The following is a 26,516-nucleotide window of genomic DNA, read 5'->3' as shown; positions in this document are numbered from 1 at the left end:
GCAAGAGGCGCCACCGAAGCTCGGCAGGTGACTGTTGCGGGGCGGGGTAGCGAAGCGAGGACGGCAACGTCCGGACTGGCGCGCCTGCCGCTTCATCACACTCAACGGGAGCGATTATGGCAACCATTCACGTAGACGTCGTCAGCGCGGAAGAGCAGATCTTCTCGGGTAAGGCGAAGTTTGTCGCGCTGCCCGGCGAAGCCGGCGAGCTCGGCATTCTGCCGGGCCACACGCCGCTGATCACGCGCATCAAGCCGGGTGCGGTTCGCATCGAGGACGAAGCAGGCAACGAGGACTTCGTCTTCGTCGCGGGCGGTATTCTCGAAGTGCAGCCGGGCACGGTGACTGTGCTCGCCGACACCGCGATTCGCGGCAAGGATCTGGACGAAGCGAAGGCTAACGAAGCCAAGCGTCGTGCAGAAGAAGCAATGTCGAACAAGGATTCGAACATCGAGTACGCAACCGCTCAGGCCGAACTGGCCGAAGCCATTGCCCAACTCGCTGCGATCCAGAAGCTGCGTCGCACGAAGTAACACCGGCGTTGCGCTGGCCCCGCGCCGCGCAATGTCTGCGAAAGCCCCATACATGCGAATGTGTGGGGCTTTTGTTTTACCGTCTCCTTCTCAGGGCCATCCCCACTCGATCCGTTACTCGAATTACGTTAACGTAAACGTCAACCCGACGCGACGCGCTATTGTTATATGAAGCCACCCGTCGTCGCGCGACAGCATTCACCACTTCAGCATTGCTTCAGGAGACAAAAAGCATGGAAAGCCGGGAAGGTGCGGGCGTTGTACCTCGTAATGGACTGTCGTATGTGAAGGGTGAGACCACCGTACCGCTTTCGACGTTGACGGTATTCGGACTGCTTGCCGAGACGGCGGCGAAGTTTCCCGAGCGACAGGCGGTCGTGTTCCGCGAGCAGGGCGTGGACTGGACGTGGCGAGAGTTCATCGCGCATGTCGACACCTTTGCCGCCGGACTCATTGCGCTTGGGCTGAAGAAGGGCGATCGGGTAGGCATCTGGTCGCCGAATCGGGTCGAATGGCTGGTCACGCAGTTCGCCACCGCACGTGCGGGCCTGATTCTCGTGAACATCAATCCGGCCTATCGGCTGGCCGAGCTGGAGTACGCGCTCAACAAGGTCGGCTGCAAGGTGCTGGTCGCGGCCGAATCGTTCAAGACGTCGCGCTATCTCGACATGCTCAACGTGCTGGCGCCGGAGCTGGCCACGTGTGCCCCCGGTCAGTTGCAGTCGGAGAAACTCCCGACGCTGCGCACCATCATCCGCATGGGCATGGAGCACACGCCCGGCATGATCAACTTCAGCGATGTGGTGACGCTCGGCGCAGACGCCGACCTCGCCACACTGAGCAAGATCTCCGACGCGCTCGATTGCTTCGACCCCATCAACATCCAGTTCACGAGCGGCACGACCGGCAACCCGAAGGGCGCGACGCTCACGCATCACAACATCGTCAACAACGGCCGCTACATCGCCATGGCGATGCGCTTCTCCGAGCACGACAGCCTGTGTATTCCGGTGCCGTTCTACCACTGCTTCGGCATGGTGCTGGCGGTGCTGGCCTGTGTGTCGACGGGCGCGACCATGGTCTTCCCCGGCGAGGCGTTCGATCCGAAGGGGACGATGGCGGCCGTCTCGGAGGAAAGCTGCACCGCGTTGCACGGCGTGCCGACGATGTTCATCGCGCAGCTCGATCATCCGGACTTCGGCAACTATCACTTCGACACGCTGCGTACCGGCATCATGGCGGGCTCGCCATGCCCCATCGAGACGATGAAGCGCGTGATCGACCAGATGCACATGAGCGAAGTGACGATCGCCTACGGCATGACCGAGACGAGCCCGGTGTCGTTCCAGACCACCACGACCGACCCGCTGGACAAGCGCGTGACGACCGTCGGGCGCGTGCAGCCGCACCTCGAAGTGAAGCTGGTCGATGCCGCAGGCGAAATCGTGCCCGTCGGCGAGAAGGGCGAACTGTGCACGAAGGGCTACTCGGTCATGCTGGGCTACTGGGACGACGAGCCACGCACGCGCGAGGCGATTCGCGACGGCTGGATGCACACGGGCGATCTCGCGACGCTCGACGAGGATGGCTACTGCAATATCGTCGGCCGTGTGAAGGACATGCTCATTCGTGGCGGCGAAAACATTTACCCGCGCGAGATCGAGGAGTTCCTGTTCCGGCACCCGAAGGTGCAGGCCGTGCAGGTGTTCGGTGTTCCCGACGCGAAGTACGGTGAGGAAGTTTGCGCCTGGATCGTCCTCAAACCGGGACAGAGCGCGACGGAGGACGACATCCGCGCCTTCTGCAAAGATCAGATCGCGCACTACAAGATCCCGCGTTACATCCGCTTTGTGGACGAAATGCCGATGACGGTGACGGGCAAGGTGCAGAAGTTCATCATGCGCGAGAAGATGGTCGAATCGCTGGGGTTGCACGAAGAGAAGACGGCCTGACGCGGTCGTTGCCGGATAAGTACGTCGGGGCAGGGGATCGATCGGACGATCCCTCTGCCCAATTTTTAAGCGAACTCGGGGCGAATGCCGTATCATTCGGGATTACCCTAGGCCTCGCCCAATGTCCGCTGCCACGGTGTCCGCGCCCTCCCAAACCTTCCGTACCGTTTTCGTCCTCGGCATTCTGTCGGCCATCGGCTCGTTGTCGATCGACATGTATCTGCCTGCGCTGCCGAGCATCGCGCGTGAACTGAACACGACGGATGCCGCGGCGCAATTCTCCCTGGCATCGTTCTTCATCGGGCTGGGTCTCGGCCAGTTGCTGCACGGCCCGCTCGCCGACCGGTACGGACGCAAGCGTCCGCTCTATGCCGGACTGGCGCTCTACACGCTCGCATCCGCCGGATGCGCGCTCGCTTCCAACATCGAAACGCTGATCGTCAGCCGCTTCATTCAGGCGGTCGGTGGATGCGCCTGCTTCGTCATTGCCCGCGCCATGGCGCGCGACCTGTTCGATACGGCGACGGTGGCGCGCGTGCTCTCTCGCATGACGCTCATCATGGGCGCAGCGCCCATCCTCGCCCCGCTGATCGGCGGGCAGGTGCTGATGTTCGTGGGCTGGCGCTGGATCTTCTGGGGACTGACGGTCTTCGGCGCGATGTGCTTTGGCATGGCTGTCTACTGGCTGCCCGAGACGCGTCAGGCCGCGAAGCAGGCACGTAACTGGCTGACGACGGCGTGGCACAACTACGGCGCATTGCTGCGCGACCGCGAGTTCATGGGCAATGCGCTGGCGGGCGGCGTGTCGCAGGCGGGCATGTTCGCGTACATCACCGGCTCGCCTTTCGTCTTCATCAATCTGTACGGCGTCGATCCGGCCCATTACGGCTGGCTGTTCGGCCTGAACGCCTGCGGGATCATCGGCGGCTCGCAGATCAACGCGTATTTGCTGCGCACGCGGCGTCCGGCCGACGTGTTGCGCCGTACCAACAATCTGGTCGCGATTCTCGGTTTGCTGATGCTCGCCGTGGCGGCGCTCGGGCTTGGCGGGCTGATCGGGTTGATGGTGCCGTTGTTCGCCTTCGTCACGAGCCTCGGCTTTTCGCAGCCGAACGCCATTGCCGAGGCGCTCAACCGGCAACACCAGCGTGCCGGGGCGGCGTCGGCCCTGCTGGGGGCGCTGCAATTCCTTGCGGCGGCCAGCGCCGGTGCGGCGGTTGGCTTGCTGCACGCCCGCTCGGCGGTGCCGATGGCGGCGGTCATGGCCGTGTGCGGCGTGCTGTCCTGGGCCTTCCACACGCTGCTCATCCGTCGCGCGAGGCCCGCGCTGCCGCCCGCAGCAGGCGCGGCGTAAGTCCGCCAAACGTAGCCCACCAAACCCGGCCCACCCAATCCCGAAGTTTTGCTCAACGTAACGTCAAGCCGGGGCATGGGGAACGATGCCTGGATTCTGGCCTCTCTTAGAGATTGCCTGGCGAAACGATAATCACGAGACGGTACCGATAGGAAGGATTTGTAAGGTGTTGCGCCGCGATTTCAGCGAAACGGCGGGAACTGGCATCGGAACAATGCTTCCAAACCTCGGATTCGGTGAGCGGCACTACATCTGTAACACTTTGTAATTGCTCTGTTCCAGTGCCCGCTCGATAGGCAAAGTACGATCCAGACATCCCTTGCAGAAGCCCCCTGAAATTTTTTGCAAGGATGCCTAAAGTTCGGCATAAGTCCGCCGAAATACAGTCAAGTAGTAGAGCGCAGCTTCGTGACACTTTCATGAAGGCGTCACGCTCTGTCATCGAACGTTCCCCCCCGAGCGCGTCGTAGGGTCCCTGCGCGCCGCTCATGTAGGAAAAATTCCTACAATAATCTTCCGCTTTTCTCGCTCCTTTCTGTAGTTTTTCTCCGATTTCTTTATCTTTCGCCCTTGTCCACAATGCAAGGGAATAGACAGTAGTACCGCAAGATTCATCCATTGCGCCGGGGGGCCGCATGCGAAACAGCGAAACACTGAACGAGATTCGTGAGTTGAATCTCTCCTACCTAGTCCTGGCTCAGCGCCTGATCCGTGAGGATCGCGCGGCGGCAATGTTCCGCCTGGGCATCAGCGACCAGCTTGCCGACGTGCTCGGCAGTCTCACACTGGCTCAACTCGTCAAGTTCGCGGGGTCGAACCAGCTTCTGTGCCGATTTCGATTCGACGACCACGTGATTCTCTCGAGCCTCACGCACGGTGCGAAAGACGTGGGTATGCAGCAGTCGCATGCTTCGATTCTGCTCGCGGGCCAGCCCGTCGAGCAGATTGGCTGAACGTACGACATACGCGACGCACGCCACGCGCAGCCCGATGTCATCGGGGCCGCGCTGGCGTGATTTGCCAGGAAGCCTGTATATGCGTACCAAAAGCGTCGTCCTCGAAGCCCGTGAAATCCAGCTGGCCATCGAACTGATCGAACTCGGTGCCCGCCTCCAGTTGCTGGAAGCGGAGACGAGCCTGAGTCGCGATCGACTCATCAAACTCTACAAAGAGCTCAAAGGCGCTTCGCCGCCCAAGGGCATGCTGCCGTTCTCGACCGACTGGTTCGTGACGTGGCTGCCGAACATCCACTCGTCGCTTTTCCACAACATCTACCGGCACCTCGTGCAGTACGGGGGATGCCAGGGCATCGAAGCCATCGTCAAGGCTTACCGCCTGTACCTGGAGCATGTGGAGTTGCACGGATGGGAAGCGGTGCTCGGATTTACGCGCGCGTGGACGCTCGTTCGCTTCTTCGACAGCAAGATGCTGCAGATGACGCCGTGCACGCGCTGCGGTGGCCATTTCGTCACGCACGCGCACGAGCCGCATGGCCAGTACGTTTGCGGCCTGTGCGCACCGCCGTCGCGCGCCGGAAAGACTCGGAAAGCGAAGCACGCGCATGCCGCCGATCTCGCGCCCGCCGTGGTGTCGGGTGAGCCGGACGCCGCGATTTCTCCGCTGGCCGCCTGATCGGGCCCGTGTCACACGTCGTATCGAGGTAATCCCGCCCCTACAGTTTCCCTGCGTGTCTGCCGTTAAGCCCTCTGAACAGGAAGGACAATTTTCCGTAGACGTATTTTTGCGAGAGGTATCCGGCAGTGCTTGTCGTCATTGGTTACATCATCGTTCTGGCATCGGTCTTTGGCGGCTTCGTCATTGGCGGGGGCCACTTGGGCGCGCTGTTTCAGCCGACCGAGCTGCTGATCATCGGTGGCGCGGGCGTCGGCTCGTTCGTGGTGGGCAACAACAGCAAGGCGATCAAGGCGACGATGAAAGCGCTGCCGATGCTGTTCAAGGGCTCGAAATACACCAAAGAGCTGTACATGGAGCTGATGGCGCTCCTGTACGTGCTGCTCGCCAAAGCGCGTAAGGACGGCATGCTCGCCATCGAGGGAGACGTCGAAGATCCGGCATCGAGCCCGGTGTTCTCGCAGTACCCGCGCATTCTCGGCGAGCCGCGCATCATGGAATTCCTCACCGACTATCTGCGACTGATGGTCAGCGGCAACATGAACGCGTTCGAGATCGAGAACCTGATGGATCACGAAATCGAAACGTACCGTCACGAGGGCGAGGTGCCCGCGCACTGTCTGCAAAAGACGGGTGACGCCATGCCGGCCTTCGGTATCGTGGCGGCCGTGATGGGCGTGGTGCACACGATGGCCTCGGCCGACCAGCCGCCAGCCGTGCTCGGTGCCCTCATCGCACAGGCCCTCGTGGGCACCTTCCTCGGCATTCTGCTCGCTTACGGCTTTATCTCGCCGCTGGCGCAGCTCATCGAACATCGCATCAACGAATCGGTGAAGCTCTACGAGTGCATCAAGGTCACGCTGCTCGCGAGCCTGAACGGTTACGCACCGGCCCTGTCGGTCGAGTTCGGCCGCAAGGTGCTTTACTCCACCGTACGTCCGTCGTTTGCCGAGCTCGAAGAGCACGTGCGACAGGTCAAGGCCCGTTGACGGACGCGAGAAATGAGCGAGAAAGACGAGCGGCCCATTATCGTCAAGCGCCGCAAAGCCGGCGGGCACGGCCATCACGGCGGTGCGTGGAAGATTGCCTACGCCGACTTCATGACGGCCATGATGGCGTTCTTCCTGCTGATGTGGTTGCTGAGTTCGGTGAGCAGCAAGGAACTGACGGGGATTGCGGAATACTTCCGCACGCCGCTCAAGGTGGCGCTCACGGGCGGACGTAACGCCGCCGACAACAGCGGCGTGATTCCCGGCGGCGGCACCGACACCACCCGCACCGATGGTCAGAAGTCGCGCGGCGACCAGACGCGCTCGCGTCAGGCGACCACCGCCGAGATGGCCGAGCGTGCCGATGCACAACGTTTGCGCGATCTCAAAGCGCGCATCGAGAAAGCGATCGAAAGTAACCCCACGCTCAAGCAGTTCCGCAAGCAATTGCTGATCGACGTGACGACCGAGGGGTTGCGCATCCAGATCGTGGACGATCAGAACCGGCCGATGTTCGCCAATGCGAGTGCGCAGGTGCAGCCGTACATGCGCGACATCCTGCGTGAAATCGGCAAGTCGCTCAATGGCGTGCCCAACAGCATCAGCTTGTCCGGTCACACCGACGCCACGGCGTACGCGCAAGGCGACAAGAGCTACAGCAACTGGGAACTGTCGGCGGACCGCGCGAACGCGTCGCGCCGCGAACTGATCGCAGGCGGGCTCGATGGCGAGAAGGTGCTGCGCGTGGTCGGTCTGGCCACCACGGTGCCGCTCGACCGCGACGACGCTTACAACCCGATCAACCGCCGCATCAGCATCATCGTGCTCAACAAGCGGGCCGAGCAGTCGGTCAAGCACGAAGGGGATCAGCCGACGATCGACGCCGCGAACGCACGCGGCGCGGGTAGCAACGCGGTGAGTGCCGCCATGAGCGGCGAGATGTCCGGCGGGCCGGCCATGCCGGGATTGCCCGCACCGCCAGCGCCTCCGGCGGCCCCGACGGCGCCCGGCGCGTCGCGATAACCGACAAGAGGAGACGCATGCAGGCCCTTCGCAACACGATTCTCGCCGTCGACGATTCCGCGTCGATGCGTCAGATCCTGGCGGCTACGCTCGATGAAGCCGGCTACGCCGTGACGACCGCCCGCGACGGGCAGGAAGCCCTGGCGCTGGCCACGAACGCGGCCTTCGATCTGGTGCTGACCGATCAGCACATGCCTGGCATGGACGGTCTGTCGCTCATTCGCGCCCTGCGCGAACTCGACGCGTTTGCCGAGACCCCCATTCTGGTGCTGACGACCGAAGTCGACGGCGCTTACAAGACGGCAGCCCGTGAAGCGGGCGCCAGCGGCTGGCTGATCAAGCCGGTCGATCCCGAAGCACTGGTCGACGTGGTCGCATCGCTCGTCGGCGAAGACGCATGACGATGAAGTCGATGGCGTCGATGGCACAACCAAGTTAGGACGAGGAAACCGGTGGATATCACCCAGTTCTACCAGACCTTTTTCGATGAAGCGGAAGAGTTGCTCGCAGAGATGGAGCACCTCCTGCTTGCGCTCGACGTAAGCGCGCCCGATAACGAGCAACTCAACGCGATCTTCCGGGCCGCACATTCGATCAAGGGCGGCGCCGCGACGTTCGGCTTCACCGCGCTCACCGAGACCACGCACCTGCTGGAAAACCTGCTCGACCGCGCCCGTCGCGGCGAATTGCAGTTGCGCACCGAGATGGTCGACACCTTCCTGGAAACCAAAGACGTGTTGCATCAACAGTTGAATGCCTACCGCGCCTCCAGTGAACCCGATGCCGAGGCCATGAAGCGCATCTGCGCCGTGCTCCAGCAACTTGCCGCCGAAGGCGACGGTGAGCCGGTGTCTGCCGCGCCGACGTCGCCCTTCGCACCGCCTCCTGCGGCTGCTGCGCCTGCACCTGCGGCGCCGGCAGCGCAGGCTGCTCCGGCCGCCGACGCCAGCGGCGCGCCCACCAGCGACATCCCGCCGGGTCAGAAGCGTCTGAAAGTCACGCTCTCCGGTGTGGGCGAAAAAGATCAGGCATTGCTCGCCGAAGAGCTGGGCAACCTCGGCGCCGTCGCCGGTCGCCATACCGTGGGCGACGCGCTGCACCTGTGGCTCGACACCACGTGCGACGCGGACGACATCCTCGCCGTGTGCTGCTTCGTGATCGAACCGTCGCAGATCGACGTGCAGGATGCATCCGCCGTAGCTGCACCCGCTGCACCCGCTGCTCCTGCCGCAGCACCGGCTGCGCCGGCGCAAGCGGTCGAAATCTTTGAAACGGCACCCGCGCCGGTACCCGCTCAGGCACCCGCTCCGTCGGCCCCGATCGAAATCCCGGCCGCCGCCGCACCGGCAGCGCCGCAAGCCGTCGTGCCGCCGACCGCCGCAGAGCCGATCGTCGTTCCGCCTGCCGCCCCGCAAGCCGCCTCGGGCGGCGGTGGCGCGCAGCATCCGCCGGAGAAGCGCGCCGCAGCACCCGCCGCAGGCGGCGCAGCCGGTCACGAGAACAGCTCGATTCGTGTGGGTGTGGAGAAGGTCGATCAACTGATCAACCTCGTGGGCGAACTGGTGATTACGCAGGCCATGCTCGCGCAGACCGCAAGCAGCCTCGACCCGATGCTCCACGACCGCCTGTTCAACGGCATGGGTCAGCTGGAGCGCAACGCGCGCGATCTGCAAGAAGCGGTGATGTCCATCCGCATGATGCCGATGGACTACGTGTTCTCGCGCTTCCCGCGTCTGGTGCGCGATCTCGCGACCAAGCTCGGCAAACAGATCGAACTCGTGACGTTCGGTCAGGCGACCGAACTCGACAAGAGCCTGATCGAGCGCATCATCGATCCGCTCACGCACCTGGTGCGTAACAGTCTCGATCACGGCATCGAAACGACGGAACAGCGTCTGGCCTCGGGTAAGGATCCGGTCGGTCAACTGGTGCTGTCCGCCGCGCATCAGGGCGGCAACATCGTCATCGAAGTGAGTGACGACGGCGCGGGCCTGCGTCGCGAGAAGATTCTCGCCAAGGCGCTGCAGCAAGGCATGAACGTGTCCGAGTCGATGGCGGACGAGGAAGTGTGGCAGTTGATCTTCGCGCCGGGCTTCTCGACCGCCGAAGCCGTGACCGACGTGTCGGGCCGTGGCGTGGGCATGGACGTCGTGAAGCGAAACATCCAGCAGATGGGCGGCCACGTGGAGATTCTGTCCACGCGCGGCAAGGGCACCACGATCCGCATTGTGCTGCCGCTCACGCTCGCGATTCTCGACGGCATGTCCGTCAAGGTCGGTCCGGAGATCTTCATTCTGCCGCTGAACTTCGTCATGGAGTCGCTGCAACCGCGTCGCGACGACATCCGCGCGGTGACGGGCGAAGGTCAGGTCGTGCTGGTGCGCGGCGAGTATCTGCCGCTCGTCGAACTGTACCGCACGTTCGAAGTGCCCGAAGCGCGCCTCGATCCGACGCAGGGCATTGTCGTGATCCTTCAGGCCGAGGGTCGCCGCTTCGCGCTGCTCGTCGACGAACTGGTCGGTCAGCAGCAAGTCGTGGTGAAGAACCTCGAAACCAATTACCGCCGTATTCACGGTATTTCCGCCGCCACCATCATGGGTGACGGCAGTGTGGCATTGATCGTCGATGTGGCGGCGCTCCAGCGCGGTCAGCGCTCGGCTGCTGCCACCATCTTCAACTGAAGTCGGAGACGCGTTAGATGGACAACCTTTCGCAAGAGCAGGCCGTGTCGCGCCACGCAGGCGCCATGCAGACCGATGGCGATGGCCAGGAATTTCTCGTCTTCACGCTGGGTGAAGAAGAGTACGGCATCGACATCCTGAAGGTGCAGGAAATTCGCGGCTACGACGCCGTGACCCGCATCGCGAACGCGCCCGAGTTCATCAAGGGCGTGATCAACCTGCGCGGCATCATCGTGCCGATCGTGGACATGCGTATCAAGTTCCGTCTGGGCCGCGTCGAGTACGACACGCAGACGGTCGTGATCATTCTGAACGTGGCGGGCCGCGTGGTCGGCATGGTGGTCGACGGCGTGTCCGACGTGCTCACGCTCGCACGCGGCGAGATCAAGCCCGCACCGGAGTTCGGCGCACAACTGGCGACCGAGTACATCACGGGTCTGGGCACGGTCGAAGGCCGCATGCTGATCCTGATGGACATCGAAAAGTTGATGACCAGCGACGACATGGCGCTCATCGAGCGTCTGGGGAGCTAAGTCCGGCTAAATTCGGCTGCGGCATTGCCGACGCCACCCGTGTCGGCCGCCCATCCATCCATTCACCGCAGGCGGTGCCGAGACACCCGCCGCGTCGCCCTTACAGACATAACCCACTCACCCAGTCCACGGAGACCGAGCACGTGCGCGATAACCAGCCCGTTACCCAGAACGAATTCGTCATCGGCGAGCATCAGTATCTGATCTCTCGGACGGATCTCAAGGGGCGGATCACGTATGCCAATCCCGCCTTCGTGGAGGTGAGCGGCTATTCGCGTGATGAACTGCTGGGGGCGCCGCACAACATCGTTCGCCATCCCGACATGCCCTCCGAGGCATTCGGCGATCTGTGGGAGACGATCAAGCGCGGCGAGACGTGGACAGGGCTGGTCAAGAACCGCCGCAAGAACGGCGATTTCTACTGGGTGCTGGCTACCGTCACGCCGACGCTCGAAAACAACGCCGTCGTCGGCTACACGTCGGTGCGGGTGCGTCCGGCTGCAGGCGCGACAGCGCAGGCCGAAGCCATCTATGCCCGCTTCCGTAACGGACAGGCGGGCAATCTGCGCATTCGCGGCGGCCAGGTCGAGCGCGGTGGCATTGCGGCGCTCGCGCGCCGTGTGCGTCTCGACACGCTGCGCGCACGCCTGACCGGCATCATCGTGCTCGGCGCGATCCTGCTCGCCATCGTCGGTGGCCTGGGGCTGTGGGGCGTATCGAGCAGCAACGACAAACTGTTGAAGGTGTACCGCAACGGCATGGTGCCGGTGAGCACGCTCGGCGTCATCGGCCAGAAGCTCGACCGCGACGTGCTGCTGGTGGCCGAAGCCGTCGGCAGCCCGAATCTCGACGCGATGAAGCGCGCCGGTGACGAAATCGCGGGCAGCCTCGACGAAATCAACCGCCAGTGGGCGGAGTACATGAAGACGGTCGACGACAGCACGCGTGCGCAGGCCGAGCGCTTCGACGTGATCCGTCAGCGCTTTACGTCCGACGGCCTGTTGCAGACGGTAGAAATGTTGCGCGTGGGCTCTGCCGAAGGCGCACAACAGACGTACCTCGAAAAAGTGAAGCCCGCTTACGGGCCGATGCGCGACGAGCTCAATGCGCTCACGCGTCTCGAACTCACGCAGGCGACCGATCTGTATCAGCAGTCGCAGAAAGAACACACGCTTGTGCGTACGGCGACGGTCGTCGCAGTGCTGGGCGGCATCGTCGTGCTGTTCCTGCTGGGCAGCATCCTGCGTCGCGCGATCAATCATCCGCTGCGCGTGGCACTCGGCATGTCGAAGCAGATCGCGGCGGGCGATCTTACCGGCAAGGCGGAGGGCGTGGGCCGCGACGAAATCGGCCAGTTGCTGTTCGGCCTGTCGGTCATGAAGAACAGCCTGCTGTCCATCGTCTCCGATGTGCGCGAAGGCATCGAATCGATCAACATCGCCTCGCGTGAAATCGCCGCAGGCAACACGGATCTGTCGGCACGTACCGAGCAACAGGCGGCGTCGCTGGAGCAGACGGCGTCGTCGATGGAACAGCTGACGGCCACCGTCAAACAGAACGCCGACAACGCCCGTCAGGCGAGCGCGATGGCCGTGAACGCCTCGGAGATCGCCGCACGTGGCGGTCAGGTGGTGGGTAACGTCGTCGACACGATGCAGGGCATTTCGACGAGTTCGCACAAGATCGTCGACATCATCAGCGTGATCGAAGGCATTGCGTTCCAGACCAACATCCTTGCGCTGAACGCTGCGGTGGAAGCGGCGCGCGCGGGTGAGCAGGGACGCGGCTTCGCGGTCGTGGCAGGCGAAGTGCGCACGCTGGCACAGCGCAGCGCGGCCGCCGCGAAGGAAATCAAGGTACTGATCGAAGACTCGGTGGGACGCGTGGAAAACGGCTCGGCGCTGGTCGCTCAGGCCGGTCATACGATGGACGAGATCGTGCAGGCCGTGCAGCGCGTGACGGACATCATGGGCGAGATCTCGGCGGCGTCGGCCGAACAGTCGAGCGGCATCGAACAGGTCAACCGCGCCGTGACGCAGATGGACGAAGTCACGCAGCAGAACGCGGCGCTCGTGGAAGAGGCCGCGGCAGCGGCGGGCTCGCTGGAAGATCAGGCGCATCGCTTGCGCGACGCCGTGTCCGTCTTCCGTGTGGGCGACGCGTTCCAGGCCGCCGGTTCGCCAAGCGTGCGCCGCGTGGCGAACGGTGTGGGGCAGCAAGTGCAGCAAACGCAGGCCACTGCCGCAGTGCGCCAGGCGGCCGCGAAGCCGATGGCCGCCGCCGCACCGGCAGCCGCACAGAACGGCGCCGCTGCTGCGCCTGCTCGCGCAAGCGCTGGCGGCGCTGCCACGCGAACGGCTACGCGCCGTCCGCAAGCCAGCGCACCGGCAGACAACGCACAAGAAGATGCGCAGGTGCTGCAACTGGCGGCGCGCCGGGGCAGGGCACAGCCCGACGGCGCGACGGGGTCGTCTACGAATACGAAGTCGAGCAATGCGGCGAGCGACCCGGGCGACTGGGAAGAGTTTTGACGGTTTGTTGGTGCAAAGAGACGAGATTGTTGTGATGGATCAACCGGCCACGGGCCGGTCTTCACGGGGTAGAGGTCGTTATGTTTAAGAATGTCACCATCCGGGCGCGGCTCACGCTGGCGCTGGGACTCTTCATGGTGCTGCTGGTCGTGGGCGCTGCGGTGGGTCTCGTCTCGCTGCGACAGAGCAATGCGTCGCTGCAAGAGATCTACACGAACGACATGGCATCGGCGCGATCGCTGGCACAGACCACGATTTCGACGTTGGGCGCACGCGTGACGCTCTCGCGCATCGAGTTCATCGCCGATCCGACCGAGATCAAGTCGGCGATCGACAGCGTGCGCAACAACCTCAAGAAGGCCGACGACTCGTGGGCGAGCTACGCCGCGCTGCCGATGAACGACGGTGAGAAGGCGCTTGCCGACGCCGTCATCGCAGCACGCGGCAAGGTCAACAACGACGGCATTCTCCCCGCGCTCAAGGCCATCGAATCGGGCGATATCCCCGACTTCCATGCGAAGACCGTGATGGACGTGCCGCGCCTGTTCGCCGACTACACGAAGGCGATGACCGCGCTGGCCGACTTGCAGGTCAAGAACGCCGAAGACCGTTATGTGGCTGCACAGGCCCGTTACACGATGGTGATGTGGATGGTCGGCATCGGTCTGGGTCTGGGCCTGATCGTCGGCATCATTACGCAGATCACGCTCACGCGCGCCATCGTTGGCCCGATCGACGACGCGATTCGTCACTTCGAGAAGATCGCTGGCGGCGACCTTACGCAACGCATCGACGTGTGGAACGAGACCGAGACGGGACGCCTGTTCAAGGGCGTGAAGCACATGCAGGACAGCCTCGTGCGCACCGTGGCGGAGGTTCGCTCGGGCACCGAGTCGATTACGTCGGCGGCACAGCAGATTGCCGCAGGCAACACCGATCTGTCGGCGCGTACCGAACAGCAGGCAGCCTCGCTGGAAGAAACCGCGTCGTCGATGGAACAGCTCACGGCGACCGTGCGCCAGAACGCCGATAACGCGCGTCAGGCCAGCCAACTGGCGGTGAACGCCTCGGAAATCGCCACGCGCGGCGGGCAGGTCTCCGGCCAGGTCGGCGAGACGATGGACGGCATTTCGACCAGCTCGAACAAGATCGTCGACATCATCAGCGTGATCGACGGCATCGCGTTCCAGACGAACATTCTCGCGCTGAACGCCGCCGTGGAAGCGGCACGTGCAGGCGAACAGGGTCGCGGTTTCGCCGTGGTCGCAGGCGAAGTGCGCACGCTGGCCCAGCGCAGCGCGGCCGCCGCGAAGGAAATCAAGGCGCTGATCGAAGATTCGTCGCGCCGCGTGCAGGACGGCACGGCGCTCGTCGCGCAGCAAGGCCACACGATGAACGAGATCGTGCAGGCGGTGAAGCGCGTGACGGACATCATGGGCGAGATCTCGGCGGCGTCTGCCGAGCAGTCGAGCGGTATCGAGCAGGTCAACCGCGCGATCACGCAGATGGACGAAGTGACGCAGCAGAACGCAGCGCTGGTGGAAGAAGCGGCAGCGGCTGCCGGTTCGCTGGAAGAGCAGGCCAATCGTCTGAAGACGACGGTCTCGGTGTTCCGTGTGGACGCCAGCCAGGTTGCGACCGGTTATGCCGCTCACGCCACTCCCGCTGCCCCGGCAGCCCCGGCGTTGGCCGCGCTCCCGTCGGCTGCGCCTGCCGCACGCCCGACGCCCGCGAAGAAGAAGGCCGCAGCGCCCGCCGCCCCGGCAGCACCGGCATCGGCCGCTGCACCGAAGGCGACACCCGCACCGGCGCCGCTGCGCAAGCCCGCACCGGCTGCCGCACCGGCGGCTTCCCGCACGGGCACGGACGATGCAAACGGCGACTGGGAAACCTTCTGATCGTATGACGTAATGGTTGCCGCCGTGCAGCGCTGCACGCGGCAACAAAGCAGTAACTATAGGAACGGTGCACGCACCTCGCCCGGCGACTCAGTACCGCCGGGCACCCCGAGGGGCGTGTCGGCAAGTGGCAACAATCGGTAAGACAAAAGCCGTCGTGCGCGCAGCATCTCATGCAGCGCCATGGCAGGCGGGTAGTGGAGGTCACATCATGATGCAGTTGAGTCTCAAAGCAAAACTCTGGTCGGCGCTTGCGCTCATGTGGCTGGGGCTTTTGATTCTCGGTGGCTGGGCTGCCCTGCACGAGCGCAGCACGATGATGTCGGAGCGGCGCGCGGCAGTGGAAAACATCGTCACGAGCGCCGACGGTATTCTGCGCGACTACGCAGCGCAGGCAGCGGCGGGCAAGATCACCGTCGAAGAGGCGAAACAACAGGCCATGGCGCGACTGAAAGTCATGCGCTACGGCGAAGGCGGCAACGGCTACGTGGTGATTTTCGACACCAAGCCGACCGTCCTCATGCATCCGACGCTCGCCGATCTGGTGGGCAAGGACGTCTCCACCTACAAGGATACGAACGGCAAGCTGCTCTACGTCGAAATGGCCCGCGTGGCCAAGGACAAGGGGGCAGGCTTCGTCGACTACTACGGTCGCGTCGCGGGCAGCGATCAGCGCATGGCCAAGCTCTCGTTCGTGAAGTACTTCGCGGCGTGGGACTGGGGCCTGATGAGCGGCGTGTATGTGCAGGACGTCGACGAGGCGTTTTACGCCACGCTCATTCGCTTCGGCATTGCACTCCTGCTGATCGGCGGCATCGTGACGGCTGCGATGGTCGTGATCATCCGCAACGTGCAGCGTAGCCTCGGCGGTGAGCCGGAGTACGCGGCGGGCATTGCGCACCGCATCGCGAGCGGCGATCTGCACAGCCACGTGGATGTGGCCCCGGGCGACACGCACAGCCTGCTCTACGCCATGCAACGCATGCAGCACACGCTGGCCGAAACCATCTCGCAGATCCGTCAGGGCACCGAGTCGATCACCACTGCCGCGCATGAGATCGCGGCGGGCAACACCGACCTGTCGGCGCGTACCGAACAGCAGGCGGCGTCGCTGGAAGAAACCGCGTCGTCGATGGAACAGCTCACGGCGACCGTGCGCCAGAACGCCGATAACGCGCGTCAGGCCAGCCAACTGGCGGTCAATGCATCGGAAATCGCCACGCGCGGCGGCGAAGTGTCCGAGCAGGTCGGTGCGACGATGGACGGCATCTCCACCAGCTCGAACAAGATCGTCGACATCATCGGCGTGATCGATGGCATCGCTTTCCAGACGAACATCCTCGCGCTGAACGCTGCGGTGGAAGCGGCGCGTGCGGGCGAACAGGGTCGCGGTTTCGCGGTGGTTGCAGGCGAAGTGCGCACGCTGGCCCAGCGCAGTGCGGCGGCCGCCAAGGAAATCAAGGCGCTGATCGAAGACTCGTCGCGCCGCGTGCAGGACGGCACGGCGCTCGTGACGCGTCAGCGTCAGACCATGGAAGAGATCGTGCAGGCGGTCAAACGCGTAACGGACATCATGGGCGAGATCTCGGCGGCGTCGGCCGAACAGTCGAGCGGCATCGAACAGGTCAATCGTGCAGTGACGCAGATGGACGAGGTGACGCAGCAGAACGCGGCGCTCGTGGAAGAGGCGGCCGCGGCCGCCGGCGCGATGGAGTCGCAGGCGCAGGAATTGCGTGCGGCCGTGTCCGTCTTCCAGACGGGCGGGGTGGCGGGTACGGGGAGCGTGCATGCGATTGGCGCGTCCCGGCGCGAGTCGGCGGCACAGCCGCTGGCCCGTGCGGCATAAGACACGACGTATGCCGCATGAACGCCGTGTGACCTAATTCGACGCAACCGAGACATCATGACCGATTCGCGCAACACCTCGCATCTGACGCGTCGCGGCGGCTCCGGCCCCGATGGCGACGCGCTCTCGCGCAGCGCGGATTTCGCGCGCGCCAGTGGCGCCGCCCTGTCGGGCGAGCGCGACTTTGCGTTCTCGCTGGCGGACTTCAGCCGCATTCGCAATCTGATCTACCAGCGCGCCGGGATTGCGCTGGCAGAGCACAAGCGCGAAATGGTCTACAGCCGCATCGCGCGACGTCTGCGTGCGCTGGGCATGACAAGCTTCACCGAATATCTCGACATGCTCGAAGCCGACACCGGCGACAGCGAGTGGGAGTCGTTCACCAACGCGCTGACGACGAACCTCACGTCGTTCTTCCGCGAGTCGCACCATTTCCCGCTGCTCGCCGACTTCGTGCGCAATCGCGCCAAGCCGATTTCGGTGTGGTGCTGTGCAGCGTCGACCGGCGAAGAGCCGTATTCGATTGCGATGACGCTGGTCGACACGCTCGGCTCGCGTCCCAACGCGACGGTACTGGCCACGGACGTCGATACGCAGGTCCTGGCCCGCGCTTCGGCCGCCGTCTACAACGGTGAACAGACCGGCAAGCTCTCGCAGGAGCAGCTGCGCAAGCATTTTCTGCGGGGTACGGGCGCGAACTCGGGGAAGATCAAGGTGCGTCCCGAATTGCAGCAACTGGTGACGTTCGAGCCGCTCAACCTGCTCGCCCCGTCGTGGCAGATCGGCGGGCCGTTCGACGTGATCTTCTGCCGCAACGTGATGATCTATTTCGACAAGGCCACGCAGGCGCGCATTCTCGAGCGCTTCGTCCCTTTGCTCAAACCGGACGGCCTGCTGTTCGCGGGGCATTCGGAGAACTTCACTTATGTGAGCCGGGCGTTCCGTCTGCGTGGGCAGACGGTGTACGAACTGGCCGGCGCCGGAGCACGGGGAGCCTGACATGGCAGCACAGCCATTGGCCGAAGCACTCGCGACCAATCACTACTTCGACAATGCGTTCAATACGCAGGCGGTGAAGCTGCTGCCGTCGGAGTATTTCGTCACGACCGAAGACATCATGCTCGTGACGGTGCTCGGTTCGTGCGTGGCCGCTTGCGTGCGCGACAGCGTCACCGGAATCGGTGGCATGAACCACTTCATGCTGCCGGACGATGGCGAGAGTGAGCGCGATCGGCTACTCTCTGCGTCCATGCGTTACGGCGCATACGCGATGGAAATGCTCATCAACGAGCTGATCAAGCTCGGCGCACGGCGCGAGCGTCTGGAGGCGAAGGTCTTCGGCGGCGGCGCGGTGCTCGCGGGCATGACCACGCTCAATATCGGCGATCGCAACGCGAACTTCGTGTTGCGCTATCTCGAGATGGAGCAGATTCGCGTGACTGCGCAGGATCTGCTCGGACCGCATCCGCGCAAGGTGTGCTTCTTGCCGCGCACCGGGCGGGTGATGGTCAAGAAGCTGGGCGACCGGGGCGATCCGGCCATCGTCCAGCGGGAACAGGCGTACGCGCAGCGTTTGCGTGCACGCGAAGTACGGGGCTCCGTAGAACTCTTTGCGCCACCGGCCAGAAATGCCAAGCCTCGGCCGGGGCCTGACAACCGAAAAATGGAGGAGGCTTGAGCGAACCAATCAAAGTCCTGTGCGTGGACGATTCCGCACTCGTGCGCAGCCTGATGACGGAGATCATCAATGCGCATCCGGACATGACCGTAGTGGCGACCGCACCCGACCCGCTCGTGGCGCGCGATCTGATCAAGCAGCACAACCCGGACGTGCTCACGCTCGACGTCGAAATGCCGCGCATGGACGGGCTGGACTTCCTCGAGAAGCTCATGCGCCTGCGCCCGATGCCGGTGCTCATGGTGTCGTCGCTGACCGAGCGCGGCTCGGAAGTCACGATGCGTGCGCTCGAACTCGGCGCGGTCGATTTCGTGACGAAGCCGCGTCTGGGTATTCGTGACGGCATGCTCGAATACGGCGAGATGATCGCCGACAAGATTCGTGCGGCCGCCCGCGCCCGCGTGCGCAGCGCTCCGCCCAAGAGCGCGGCCCCGGTGGCGGTGGAAGCCGCGCCGATGCTGCGCAATCCGCTCGTGTCGACGGAAAGGCTGATCATCATCGGCGCGTCGACGGGCGGCACGGAAGCGATTCGCGAAGTGCTCGTGCCGATGCCGCCGGACGCCCCGGCGATTCTCATCACGCAGCACATGCCGGCGGGCTTCACCAAGTCGTTTGCGCAACGCCTGAACGGGCTGTGCCGCATTACGGTGAAGGAAGCCGAACACGGCGAGCGTGTGTTGCCGGGCCACGCCTACATTGCACCTGGGGGCGACACCCACCTGCAACTCTCGCGCAGCGGCGCGAACTACGTGGCCGTGCTCGATCCGGCGCCGCCGGTGAATCGACATCGTCCGTCGGTCGATGTATTGTTTCGCTCCGCGGCCGTGCATGCCGGACGTAACGCCATCGGCGTGATTCTCACGGGCATGGGCCGCGACGGTGCGGCCGGTCTGGTCGAGATGCGCCGCGCCGGCGCGTATACGTTCGCGCAGGACGAAGCGAGCTGCATCGTGTTCGGCATGCCGCGCGAAGCCATTGCCATGGGCGGCGCGGAGGAAGTGGTGCCGTTGCACGAGATGGCCCGAAAAGTGCTTCATCAGGTCGCGAAATTCGGCGAACGCACGCAACGGGTATAGTTCGGCTTTTGGCGTTGTTTTTGGCTTGTTTTCGCCGTATGGTCCGCAACGATTTGCGTTCACACTCAGGGCACTGAGTGATGGCGGAACTTGCCCCTGAATATTGTCGGCCCCCCGAAGGGGGACCGGCAGAATTGGAGTGATGATGGTAGACAAGAACATGAAATTCCTGGTCGTCGACGATTTTCCGACGATGCGCCGCATTGTGCGAAACCTGCTCAAGGAGCTGGGTTTCTCCAATGTCGACGAAGCGGAAGACGGTGTGGCGGCGCTGGCCAAGCTGCGCGGCGGTAGCTTCGAATTCGTGGTGTCCGACTGGAACATGCCGAACATGGACGGCCTGACGATGCTCCAGACGATCCGTGCCGACCCGAACCTGGCCAAGCTGCCGGTGCTGATGGTCACGGCCGAAGCCAAGAAGGAAAACATCATCGCCGCCGCCCAGGCCGGTGCGAGCGGGTATGTGGTCAAGCCGTTCACGGCCGCGACCCTCGATGAGAAGCTGGGCAAGATCTTCGAAAAAATGGAAAAAACGGGGGCCTGACCGTGACCCACGAGTCGAGCACTGAATGGCCGGGTGAGCCGGGCGGCGCTTACGTGACCGGCGAGGCAGATCCGGCGGAGCGCATGCTGATGCGCGTCGGGCAGTTGACGCGCATGCTGCGCGACAATCTGCGCGAACTCGGGCTGGACAAGCAGCTGGAGCAGGCAGCCGAGGCGATTCCGGATGCCCGCGATCGCTTGAACTACGTCGCGACCATGACGGAACAGGCGGCCGTGCGTGCGCTGACGGCCATCGAACTGGCCAAGCCCATTCAGGACCGTCTCGAAGCGGACGCCAACGCGCTCGACGCGCGCTGGGCCAAGTGGTTCGACCAGCCGCTGGAACTCGACGACGCGCGTCAACTGGTCACCGAGACCCGCACCTATCTGCGTCGCGTGCCGGACGACACCCGCGCGACCAACAACCATCTGATGGAAATCATGATGGCGCAGGACTTCCAGGATCTGACCGGGCAGGTCATCAAGAAGATCATGGAAGTGGTGCAGGAGATCGAGAAGCATCTGGTCCAGACGCTGCTCGAGAACATGCCGCCCGAGAAGCGCAAGGAAGCCGAAGACTCGCTACTCAACGGGCCGCAGATCAACAAGGAAGGCCGCACCGACATCGTGGCCGATCAGGGACAGGTCGACGACCTGCTCGCCAGCCTCGGTTTCTGAGCCCGCCGCCAGCCGGACCCCGGCTGGCGGAATCGCGCTTGCGCGAAATACCGCCCAATCCCGCCTCTATTCCCCCCTTTGTGACTTGACGGTTACGGCCATAATCGGTCGCGATAGGGTGGGTTCGTCCGCCCGCAGTGGATAGGGCATGGCTGAGGAAAGCGATCTCGAAAAGTCGGAATCACCCACTCCCCGGCGTCTGGAGAAGGCGCGCGAGGAAGGGCAGGTCGCGCGTTCGCGCGAGCTTTCGACGTTCGCCCTGCTGGCCGCCGGTGTCGCGGGGATGTGGATGACGGCCGACCGCATTTCGCAGGGATTCGCCCAGTTGATGCGCCACGGCATGCAATTCGAGCCGGGCACGGCGATGGACACGCGCCGCATGCTCTCGTACGCTGCGCACTCGGGCGCGGACGCACTCATGGTCATCGCGCCGCTCTTCGTCGCCCTCGTGATCGCCGCGATCGTCGCACCGATGGCGCTGGGCGGCTGGCTCTTCACCACCAAATCGCTCGCCCCCAACTTCGGCCGCCTGAACCCGCTCAAGGGATTGGGCCGCATGTTCTCGACGCAAGGGCTGGTCGAACTGATCAAGGCCGTGGCCAAGACCGTGCTCGTGGGCGGTGTGGCTTACTGGGCCATCGCCCGCGACAAAGACGCCGTGATGGGTCTGATGACGCAGTCGCCGCGCGTGGCGCTGCCGCACGTAGGCGAGATGATCGTGGTGTGCTGCGCGTTTATCGTGGCGTCGCTGCTGCTGGTGGCGGCCATCGATATCCCGTTCCAGCTGTGGCAGCACTACAAGAAGCCGCGCATGACCAAAGAGGAAGTGCGTCAGGAAAACAAGGAAACCGAGGGCGATCCGCACGTCAAGGCGCAAATCCGTCAGTTGCAGCGTCAGGCCGCGCGCCGGCGCATGATGCAGGACGTGCCCAAGGCCGACGTGATCGTGACGAACCCGACGCACTTTGCCGTCGCCCTCGAATACAAGGACAACATGCGTGCGCCGCGTGTGCTCGCCAAGGGCACCGATCTGGTCGCGCAGCGTATCCGTGAGATCGGGGCGGAGCACCGCATCCCGATCCTCGAAGCCCCGCCGCTGGCCCGTGCGTTGCATCGTCACGTGGAAATCGGTCACGAAATCCCGGCCACGCTGTACACGGCCGTGGCCGAAGTGCTGGCGTGGGTCTTCCAGCTTCGCCGCTGGCGCACCGAGGGGGGCATCGAGCCGCTGACCCCGTCGGATCTGCCCGTGCCGACCGAGCTCGACGCGCCCCGGCGCCTCGGGTCGAAACGAGTGTAACGAATGAACCTCAACCCTCGCGCGAACCAGCTATTGCGTGCGTCGCAACTGCTCCTCGGCGGCAACTTGAAGTCGCTCGCCGCGCCGGTGCTGATCATCATGATTCTGGGCATGATGATCCTCCCGCTGCCGCCGTTCATCCTGGATCTGTTGTTCACGTTCAACATCGCCCTCGCGGTGATGGTGCTGCTGGTGTCCATGTACACGCAGAAACCGCTCGACTTCGCGGCGTTCCCGAGCGTGCTGCTGTTCTCCACACTGCTGCGTCTGTCGCTGAACGTGGCGTCCACGCGCGTGGTGCTGCTCGAAGGCCACACCGGCCCGGACGCCGCCGGTAAGGTGATCGAGGCGTTCGGTCACTTCCTGGTGGGCGGCAACTACGCCGTCGGTATCGTGGTGTTCGTCATCCTCGTGGTCATCAACTTCATGGTGATCACGAAGGGCGCGGGGCGTATCGCCGAAGTGGGCGCACGTTTTACCCTCGACGCCATGCCCGGCAAGCAGATGGCCATCGACGCCGACCTGAACGCCGGTCTGATCGGGGAAGAGGAAGCGCGCAACCGTCGTAAGGTGATTGCGCAGGAAGCCGACTTCTACGGCTCGATGGACGGTGCGTCCAAGTTCGTGCGCGGCGACGCGGTCGCCGGTCTGTTGATCATGCTGATCAACATCATCGGCGGGCTGATCGTCGGCGTGGTCCAGCACAATCTGGATCTCGCGACCGCCGCCAAGAATTACACGCTGCTGACCATCGGTGACGGTCTCGTTGCGCAGATCCCGGCGCTGGTGATCTCGACGGCGGCCGGTGTGGTGGTGTCGCGTGTGGCGACCGACGAAGATGTCGGCCAGCAGGTTGTCTCGCAACTCTTCAACAACCCGCAGGTGCTGGGCATCACGGCTGCGATTCTCGGCTTGATGGGCCTGATCCCGGGCATGCCGCACTTTGCCTTCCTGCTGCTCGCGCTCGGTCTGGGCGCACTGGCCCGCTGGCAGTTCCGCAAGGCGGCTGCCGCCAAGGTGCAGGCAACGCGCCCGACGCCGGTCGCGGCGACCGCAGCGCCCGAAGTGGCCGAAGCGTCGTGGGACGACGTGGCGCTGGTCGACCCGCTGGGGCTGGAAGTCGGCTATCGCCTGATCCCGCTCGTCGACCGTAATCAGGATGGCGAACTGCTCAAGCGCATCAAGGGCATCCGCAAGAAGTTCGCGCAGGAGATCGGCTTCCTCGCGCCGGTGGTGCACATCCGGGACAACCTGGAACTGCGTCCGAACCAGTACCGCATCACGCTCAAGGGCGTGATCATCGGCGAAGGCGAAGCGTACCCGGGCCAACTGCTTGCCATCGACCCGGGGCAGGTCAGTGCGCCGCTGCAAGGCACGCCGACGCGCGATCCGGCCTTCGGTCTGCCCGCTACGTGGATCGATGTCGGCCAGCGCGATCAGGCGCAGGCGTACGGCTACACCGTGGTCGATGCCGGTACGGTGGTGGCGACTCACCTGAATCACCTGATCAACGCGCATGCCCACGAATTGCTGGGACGTCAGGAAGTGCAGCAGCTCATCGAGCGCATCGGCAAGGACGCGCCGAAGCTCATCGAAGACCTGGTGCCCAAGACCGTCGCGCTCACCACGCTGCAGAAGGTGCTGCAGAATCTGCTCGAAGAGCAGGTGCCGATTCGCGACATGCGCACCATCATCGACACCATCGCCGAGCATGGCGCACGCGTGCAGGATCCGTACGACCTCACGGCGCTGGTGCGACTGTCGCTGGGCCGCGCGATCACGCAGAGCGTGTTCCCGGGCAGTGGCGATCTCGAAGTCGTGGGGCTCGACGCCAATCTCGAACGAATTCTCACGCAGGCGTTGTCGGCCGGCGGCGGCACCGGTCTGGAGCCGGGCCTTGCCGATACGTTGTTGCGTGAAACCCAGGCAGCCGTGACGCGTCAGGAGCGTCAGGGCCTGCCGTCGGTATTGCTGGTTCAACATCCGCTGCGTTCGCTGCTCTCGCGCTTCCTGCGCCGCAGCCTGCCGCAGCTCAAGGTTTTGTCGTATGCGGAAGTGCCAGACACCCGTAACGTGAAAATGACGGCACTCATCGGAGGTCAAGCGTGAAGATTCGGAAATTCTTTGCGGGCACGTGCCGCGACGCACTGCGCCAGATTCGCGAGGAAATCGGACCCGACGCGGTCGTATTGTCCAATCGCTCGGTCGCCAACGGCGTCGAGATCGTGGCGTTGGCGGAAGAGGATCTGGACGCGCTCGCCGGGGGCGACATGCCGACGCATCGTCCGCGTCCCCGTCCTGCTGCGCCGGCCCCGGCGCCCGTGGCGAGTCCCGCCGCCGCCGCGAACGACATCGCCGCGACCAGCGCTTTCGCGCAGTCGATGATGGGCGAGTTGCAAAGCATGCGCGGGTTGCTCGAAGAGCAGGTCGCGGGTCTTGTGTGGAACGACAAGCAACGTCGTTCGCCGGCACAGGGCGAGATTTTGCGCACGTTGCTTGCGGCGGGCTTTTCGGCGCAGCTCGGCCGGGCGCTGCTGGAGCATCTGCCGGAAGGCAGCGACCGCGAGAGCGCTCTGGACTGGGTGAAGAACGCGCTCAAGCGCAATCTGCCCATCATGCCGAACGAAGACGAATTGATGGACCGCGGTGGCGTGTATGCACTCATGGGGCCGACCGGGGTGGGCAAGACCACGACCACGGCCAAGCTCGCGGCGCGTTGCGTAATGCGTCACGGTGCGGAGAAGCTCGCACTGCTCACGACCGACAGCTATCGTATCGGCGGCCATGAGCAGTTGCGCATCTACGGCAAGATTCTGGGCGTGACGGTGCATGCGGTGAAGGACGCGACGGATCTGCGTCTGGCCCTGACCGAACTGCGCAACAAGCATATGGTGCTGATCGACACGGTCGGCATGAGCCAGCGCGACCGCACGGTGCCTGAGCAGGTGGCGATGCTGTGCGGGGCGGAGACGCCGGTGCAGCGTCTGCTGTTGCTCAACGCCACGAGCCACGGCGACACGCTCAACGAGGTGGTGCACGCTTATCGCAGCGCAAGCGCCGAGGGCGGTGGCGACCTGGCCGGGTGTATTCTGACGAAACTCGACGAGACGACCAACCTGGGTTCGGTGCTCGATACGGTGATTCGTCACCGTCTGCCGGTGCATTACGTCTCGACGGGGCAGCGCGTACCGGAGAACCTGCACGTGGCGGACCGACAGTTCCTGATCGACACGGCATTGACTGCGCCGGTGACGGGTTCGCCGTTCGTGCCGTCCGAGGAAGATTTGCCGGCCGTGGTGCGCGGGGTCGATCCCAACTACAGCGGGCTGTTCGCGCCCGCACAACCTTCAGGCGAGGCCTGCTTTGGTTAAACTCGTACTCGATCAAGCTGAGGGGCTGCGCCGACTGGTGGCGCGCCATACCACGCGCATCGTCGCGGTGGTAGGAAGTGCGCCTGAAGCCGGTCAGACGAGCGTTGCCCTGAATCTGGCCAGTGCACTGGCTCATCACGGTCAGGATGTCGTACTGGCCGACGAGAGCGGCCATGCAGCACCGGCGCTCGGTCTGCCGTTGCGTGGCGACATCCACGATGTGCTGGCGGGGCGCATTTCGTCCGAAGCGGTGCGTGTTCAGACGCGCGACAACGTGGTGCTGGTGCCGGTGGCACATCGTCATCCCGAGCGCATCGATCCGCAGCGTGCATTGCCGGTGCTGACCGTTGGCGAGCCGGACGTCGTGATCGTCGACTGCACGCACGCCGGTGGCGTGCTGAGCCCGTTGGCGGCGCATGCGCACGACGTACTGGTGGTGCTCGGTTGTGAACCGGCGTCGATCACGGGCGCGTACTCGTGGATCAAGCAGGCGCATTACGAATATGCACTGGCGCAGTTCCGGGTGTTGGTGAACCGGGCGGAGGATATGGAGGCACGCGTCGTGTGCCGCAACCTGGCCACGACGGCGAGTCGTTATCTGGCGGTGTCGCTGGAGCTGGCCGGGCATGTGCCGTCGGACCGTCAGGTCGTGCGGGCGCGGCATCTGACGCGTACCGTGGTCGATGCCTTTCCGATGGCGCCGGCGGCGGTGGCTTATCGTCAGTTGGCGGCGCAGGTGATGCATTGGCCGTTGGCCATTCGGGACACGGGACCGGCGGCGTTGGGTGCCGGGATCGGTCAGGTGGGCGATTGCGGCGGCGATCGCGGTGTCGAGATGACGCATGGCGTGGGCGCGGTGAGCGCGCACACGGCCTGAGCGTCACGGCACGCGTCGAGA

21 protein-coding genes and 2 pseudogenes are annotated in these 26,516 nt (G+C 64.2%); all 23 read left to right on the top strand.

Features of this window, described 5'->3' with window-relative positions; all coding sequences use genetic code 11:
• The first annotated feature begins 116 nt into the window (after positions 1-116).
• The 23 genes and pseudogenes from MB84_RS24420 to MB84_RS24315 all read left to right on the top strand — a co-directional run bounded on the left by MB84_RS24420 (position 117) and on the right by MB84_RS24315 (position 26,495).
• Complete coding sequence (locus tag MB84_RS24420) at positions 117-533, top strand: F0F1 ATP synthase subunit epsilon (RefSeq protein WP_039394093.1); 417 nt, start codon at positions 117-119, stop codon at positions 531-533.
• Positions 534-766: 233 nt separating this feature from the next.
• Complete coding sequence (locus MB84_RS24415; protein WP_046290204.1) at positions 767-2,485, top strand: AMP-binding protein; 1,719 nt, start codon at positions 767-769, stop codon at positions 2,483-2,485.
• A gap of 121 nt (positions 2,486-2,606) precedes the next feature.
• The gene (locus MB84_RS24410; RefSeq protein ID WP_046290203.1) at positions 2,607-3,839 is read left to right on the top strand and encodes a Bcr/CflA family multidrug efflux MFS transporter; all 1,233 of its coding nucleotides are present in this window, start codon (positions 2,607-2,609) and stop codon (positions 3,837-3,839) included.
• 635 nt (positions 3,840-4,474) lie between these two features.
• A complete protein-coding gene (gene flhD / locus MB84_RS24405; RefSeq protein ID WP_023598340.1) occupies positions 4,475-4,792 on the top strand; it encodes a flagellar transcriptional regulator FlhD in 318 nt (105 codons plus the stop codon).
• Positions 4,793-4,874: 82 nt separating this feature from the next.
• The gene (gene flhC / locus MB84_RS24400; RefSeq protein WP_046290202.1) at positions 4,875-5,471 is read left to right on the top strand and encodes a flagellar transcriptional regulator FlhC; all 597 of its coding nucleotides are present in this window, start codon (positions 4,875-4,877) and stop codon (positions 5,469-5,471) included.
• Positions 5,472-5,599: 128 nt separating this feature from the next.
• Positions 5,600-6,460, top strand: a complete 861-nt coding sequence (gene motA / locus MB84_RS24395; RefSeq protein ID WP_023598342.1) for a flagellar motor stator protein MotA — start codon at positions 5,600-5,602, stop codon at positions 6,458-6,460.
• A 12-nt stretch (positions 6,461-6,472) separates the two neighbouring features.
• Positions 6,473-7,483: a flagellar motor protein MotB gene (gene motB, locus MB84_RS24390; RefSeq protein WP_046290201.1), complete on the top strand. Its 1,011-nt coding sequence runs from the start codon at positions 6,473-6,475 to the stop codon at positions 7,481-7,483.
• A gap of 17 nt (positions 7,484-7,500) precedes the next feature.
• The gene (locus MB84_RS24385; RefSeq protein ID WP_046290200.1) at positions 7,501-7,884 is read left to right on the top strand and encodes a response regulator; all 384 of its coding nucleotides are present in this window, start codon (positions 7,501-7,503) and stop codon (positions 7,882-7,884) included.
• A gap of 111 nt (positions 7,885-7,995) precedes the next feature.
• Positions 7,996-10,164, top strand: a complete 2,169-nt coding sequence (gene cheA / locus MB84_RS24380) for a chemotaxis protein CheA (RefSeq protein WP_245725591.1) — start codon at positions 7,996-7,998, stop codon at positions 10,162-10,164.
• A 17-nt stretch (positions 10,165-10,181) separates the two neighbouring features.
• Positions 10,182-10,697 (top strand): chemotaxis protein CheW, encoded by a 516-nt coding sequence (locus tag MB84_RS24375; protein ID WP_039394078.1) that lies wholly within the window; start codon positions 10,182-10,184, stop codon positions 10,695-10,697.
• 74 nt (positions 10,698-10,771) lie between these two features.
• Positions 10,772-11,119 (top strand): annotated as a pseudogene (locus MB84_RS31740) (PAS domain-containing protein); the annotation flags it as partial.
• 198 nt (positions 11,120-11,317) lie between these two features.
• Entirely contained in the window at positions 11,318-13,228 is a 1,911-nt protein-coding gene (locus tag MB84_RS31495; protein WP_281192321.1) for a methyl-accepting chemotaxis protein, read from the top strand.
• Positions 13,229-13,308: 80 nt separating this feature from the next.
• Positions 13,309-15,126, top strand: a complete 1,818-nt coding sequence (locus MB84_RS24365) for a methyl-accepting chemotaxis protein (RefSeq protein WP_046290198.1) — start codon at positions 13,309-13,311, stop codon at positions 15,124-15,126.
• A gap of 211 nt (positions 15,127-15,337) precedes the next feature.
• Entirely contained in the window at positions 15,338-16,972 is a 1,635-nt protein-coding gene (locus MB84_RS24360) for a methyl-accepting chemotaxis protein (RefSeq protein WP_046290197.1), read from the top strand.
• A gap of 57 nt (positions 16,973-17,029) precedes the next feature.
• On the top strand, positions 17,030-17,971 hold the full coding sequence (locus MB84_RS24355; RefSeq protein ID WP_157122838.1) for a CheR family methyltransferase: 942 nt from the start codon (positions 17,030-17,032) through the stop codon (positions 17,969-17,971).
• 1 nt (position 17,972) lies between these two features.
• Positions 17,973-18,650 (top strand): chemoreceptor glutamine deamidase CheD, encoded by a 678-nt coding sequence (cheD, locus tag MB84_RS24350; protein WP_046290196.1) that lies wholly within the window; start codon positions 17,973-17,975, stop codon positions 18,648-18,650.
• A gap of 53 nt (positions 18,651-18,703) precedes the next feature.
• On the top strand, positions 18,704-19,726 hold the full coding sequence (locus MB84_RS24345) for a protein-glutamate methylesterase/protein-glutamine glutaminase (RefSeq protein ID WP_046293222.1): 1,023 nt from the start codon (positions 18,704-18,706) through the stop codon (positions 19,724-19,726).
• 145 nt (positions 19,727-19,871) lie between these two features.
• Complete coding sequence (gene cheY / locus MB84_RS24340) at positions 19,872-20,270, top strand: chemotaxis response regulator CheY (RefSeq protein WP_039401766.1); 399 nt, start codon at positions 19,872-19,874, stop codon at positions 20,268-20,270.
• 83 nt (positions 20,271-20,353) lie between these two features.
• A complete protein-coding gene (gene cheZ, locus MB84_RS24335) occupies positions 20,354-20,947 on the top strand; it encodes a protein phosphatase CheZ (protein ID WP_046293221.1) in 594 nt (197 codons plus the stop codon).
• 148 nt (positions 20,948-21,095) lie between these two features.
• A complete protein-coding gene (gene flhB / locus MB84_RS24330) occupies positions 21,096-22,247 on the top strand; it encodes a flagellar biosynthesis protein FlhB (RefSeq protein WP_046290195.1) in 1,152 nt (383 codons plus the stop codon).
• Positions 22,248-22,250: 3 nt separating this feature from the next.
• Positions 22,251-24,356, top strand: a complete 2,106-nt coding sequence (gene flhA, locus MB84_RS24325) for a flagellar biosynthesis protein FlhA (RefSeq protein ID WP_046290194.1) — start codon at positions 22,251-22,253, stop codon at positions 24,354-24,356.
• Between the two features lie 59 nt (positions 24,357-24,415).
• Positions 24,416-25,618 (top strand): annotated as a pseudogene (gene flhF / locus MB84_RS24320) (flagellar biosynthesis GTPase FlhF); the annotation flags it as partial.
• Positions 25,611-26,495: a MinD/ParA family ATP-binding protein gene (locus tag MB84_RS24315; RefSeq protein WP_052652772.1), complete on the top strand. Its 885-nt coding sequence runs from the start codon at positions 25,611-25,613 to the stop codon at positions 26,493-26,495. The pseudogene flhF and the gene MB84_RS24315, both read left to right, overlap by 8 nt.
• The last annotated feature ends 21 nt before the right edge of the window (positions 26,496-26,516 follow it).

Source organism: Pandoraea oxalativorans (assembly GCF_000972785.3).
Taxonomy (GTDB): Bacteria; Pseudomonadota; Gammaproteobacteria; order Burkholderiales; family Burkholderiaceae; genus Pandoraea; species Pandoraea oxalativorans.
Note: the sequence above shows the minus strand (reverse complement) of the source record. Positions and strands in the feature narration are given on the sequence as shown.

Coding starts and splice junctions, on each gene's coding strand:
- MB84_RS24420 (WP_039394093.1), top strand. CDS start 117: ATGGCAACCATTCACGTAGACGTCGTCAGCGCGGAAGAGCAGATCTTC.
- MB84_RS24415 (WP_046290204.1), top strand. CDS start 767: ATGGAAAGCCGGGAAGGTGCGGGCGTTGTACCTCGTAATGGACTGTCG.
- MB84_RS24410 (WP_046290203.1), top strand. CDS start 2,607: ATGTCCGCTGCCACGGTGTCCGCGCCCTCCCAAACCTTCCGTACCGTT.
- flhD (WP_023598340.1), top strand. CDS start 4,475: ATGCGAAACAGCGAAACACTGAACGAGATTCGTGAGTTGAATCTCTCC.
- flhC (WP_046290202.1), top strand. CDS start 4,875: ATGCGTACCAAAAGCGTCGTCCTCGAAGCCCGTGAAATCCAGCTGGCC.
- motB (WP_046290201.1), top strand. CDS start 6,473: ATGAGCGAGAAAGACGAGCGGCCCATTATCGTCAAGCGCCGCAAAGCC.
- MB84_RS24385 (WP_046290200.1), top strand. CDS start 7,501: ATGCAGGCCCTTCGCAACACGATTCTCGCCGTCGACGATTCCGCGTCG.
- cheA (WP_245725591.1), top strand. CDS start 7,996: ATGGAGCACCTCCTGCTTGCGCTCGACGTAAGCGCGCCCGATAACGAG.
- MB84_RS24375 (WP_039394078.1), top strand. CDS start 10,182: ATGGACAACCTTTCGCAAGAGCAGGCCGTGTCGCGCCACGCAGGCGCC.
- MB84_RS24365 (WP_046290198.1), top strand. CDS start 13,309: ATGTTTAAGAATGTCACCATCCGGGCGCGGCTCACGCTGGCGCTGGGA.
- MB84_RS24360 (WP_046290197.1), top strand. CDS start 15,338: ATGATGCAGTTGAGTCTCAAAGCAAAACTCTGGTCGGCGCTTGCGCTC.
- MB84_RS24355 (WP_157122838.1), top strand. CDS start 17,030: ATGACCGATTCGCGCAACACCTCGCATCTGACGCGTCGCGGCGGCTCC.
- cheD (WP_046290196.1), top strand. CDS start 17,973: ATGGCAGCACAGCCATTGGCCGAAGCACTCGCGACCAATCACTACTTC.
- MB84_RS24345 (WP_046293222.1), top strand. CDS start 18,704: ATGACGGAGATCATCAATGCGCATCCGGACATGACCGTAGTGGCGACC.
- cheY (WP_039401766.1), top strand. CDS start 19,872: ATGGTAGACAAGAACATGAAATTCCTGGTCGTCGACGATTTTCCGACG.
- cheZ (WP_046293221.1), top strand. CDS start 20,354: ATGCTGATGCGCGTCGGGCAGTTGACGCGCATGCTGCGCGACAATCTG.
- flhB (WP_046290195.1), top strand. CDS start 21,096: ATGGCTGAGGAAAGCGATCTCGAAAAGTCGGAATCACCCACTCCCCGG.
- flhA (WP_046290194.1), top strand. CDS start 22,251: ATGAACCTCAACCCTCGCGCGAACCAGCTATTGCGTGCGTCGCAACTG.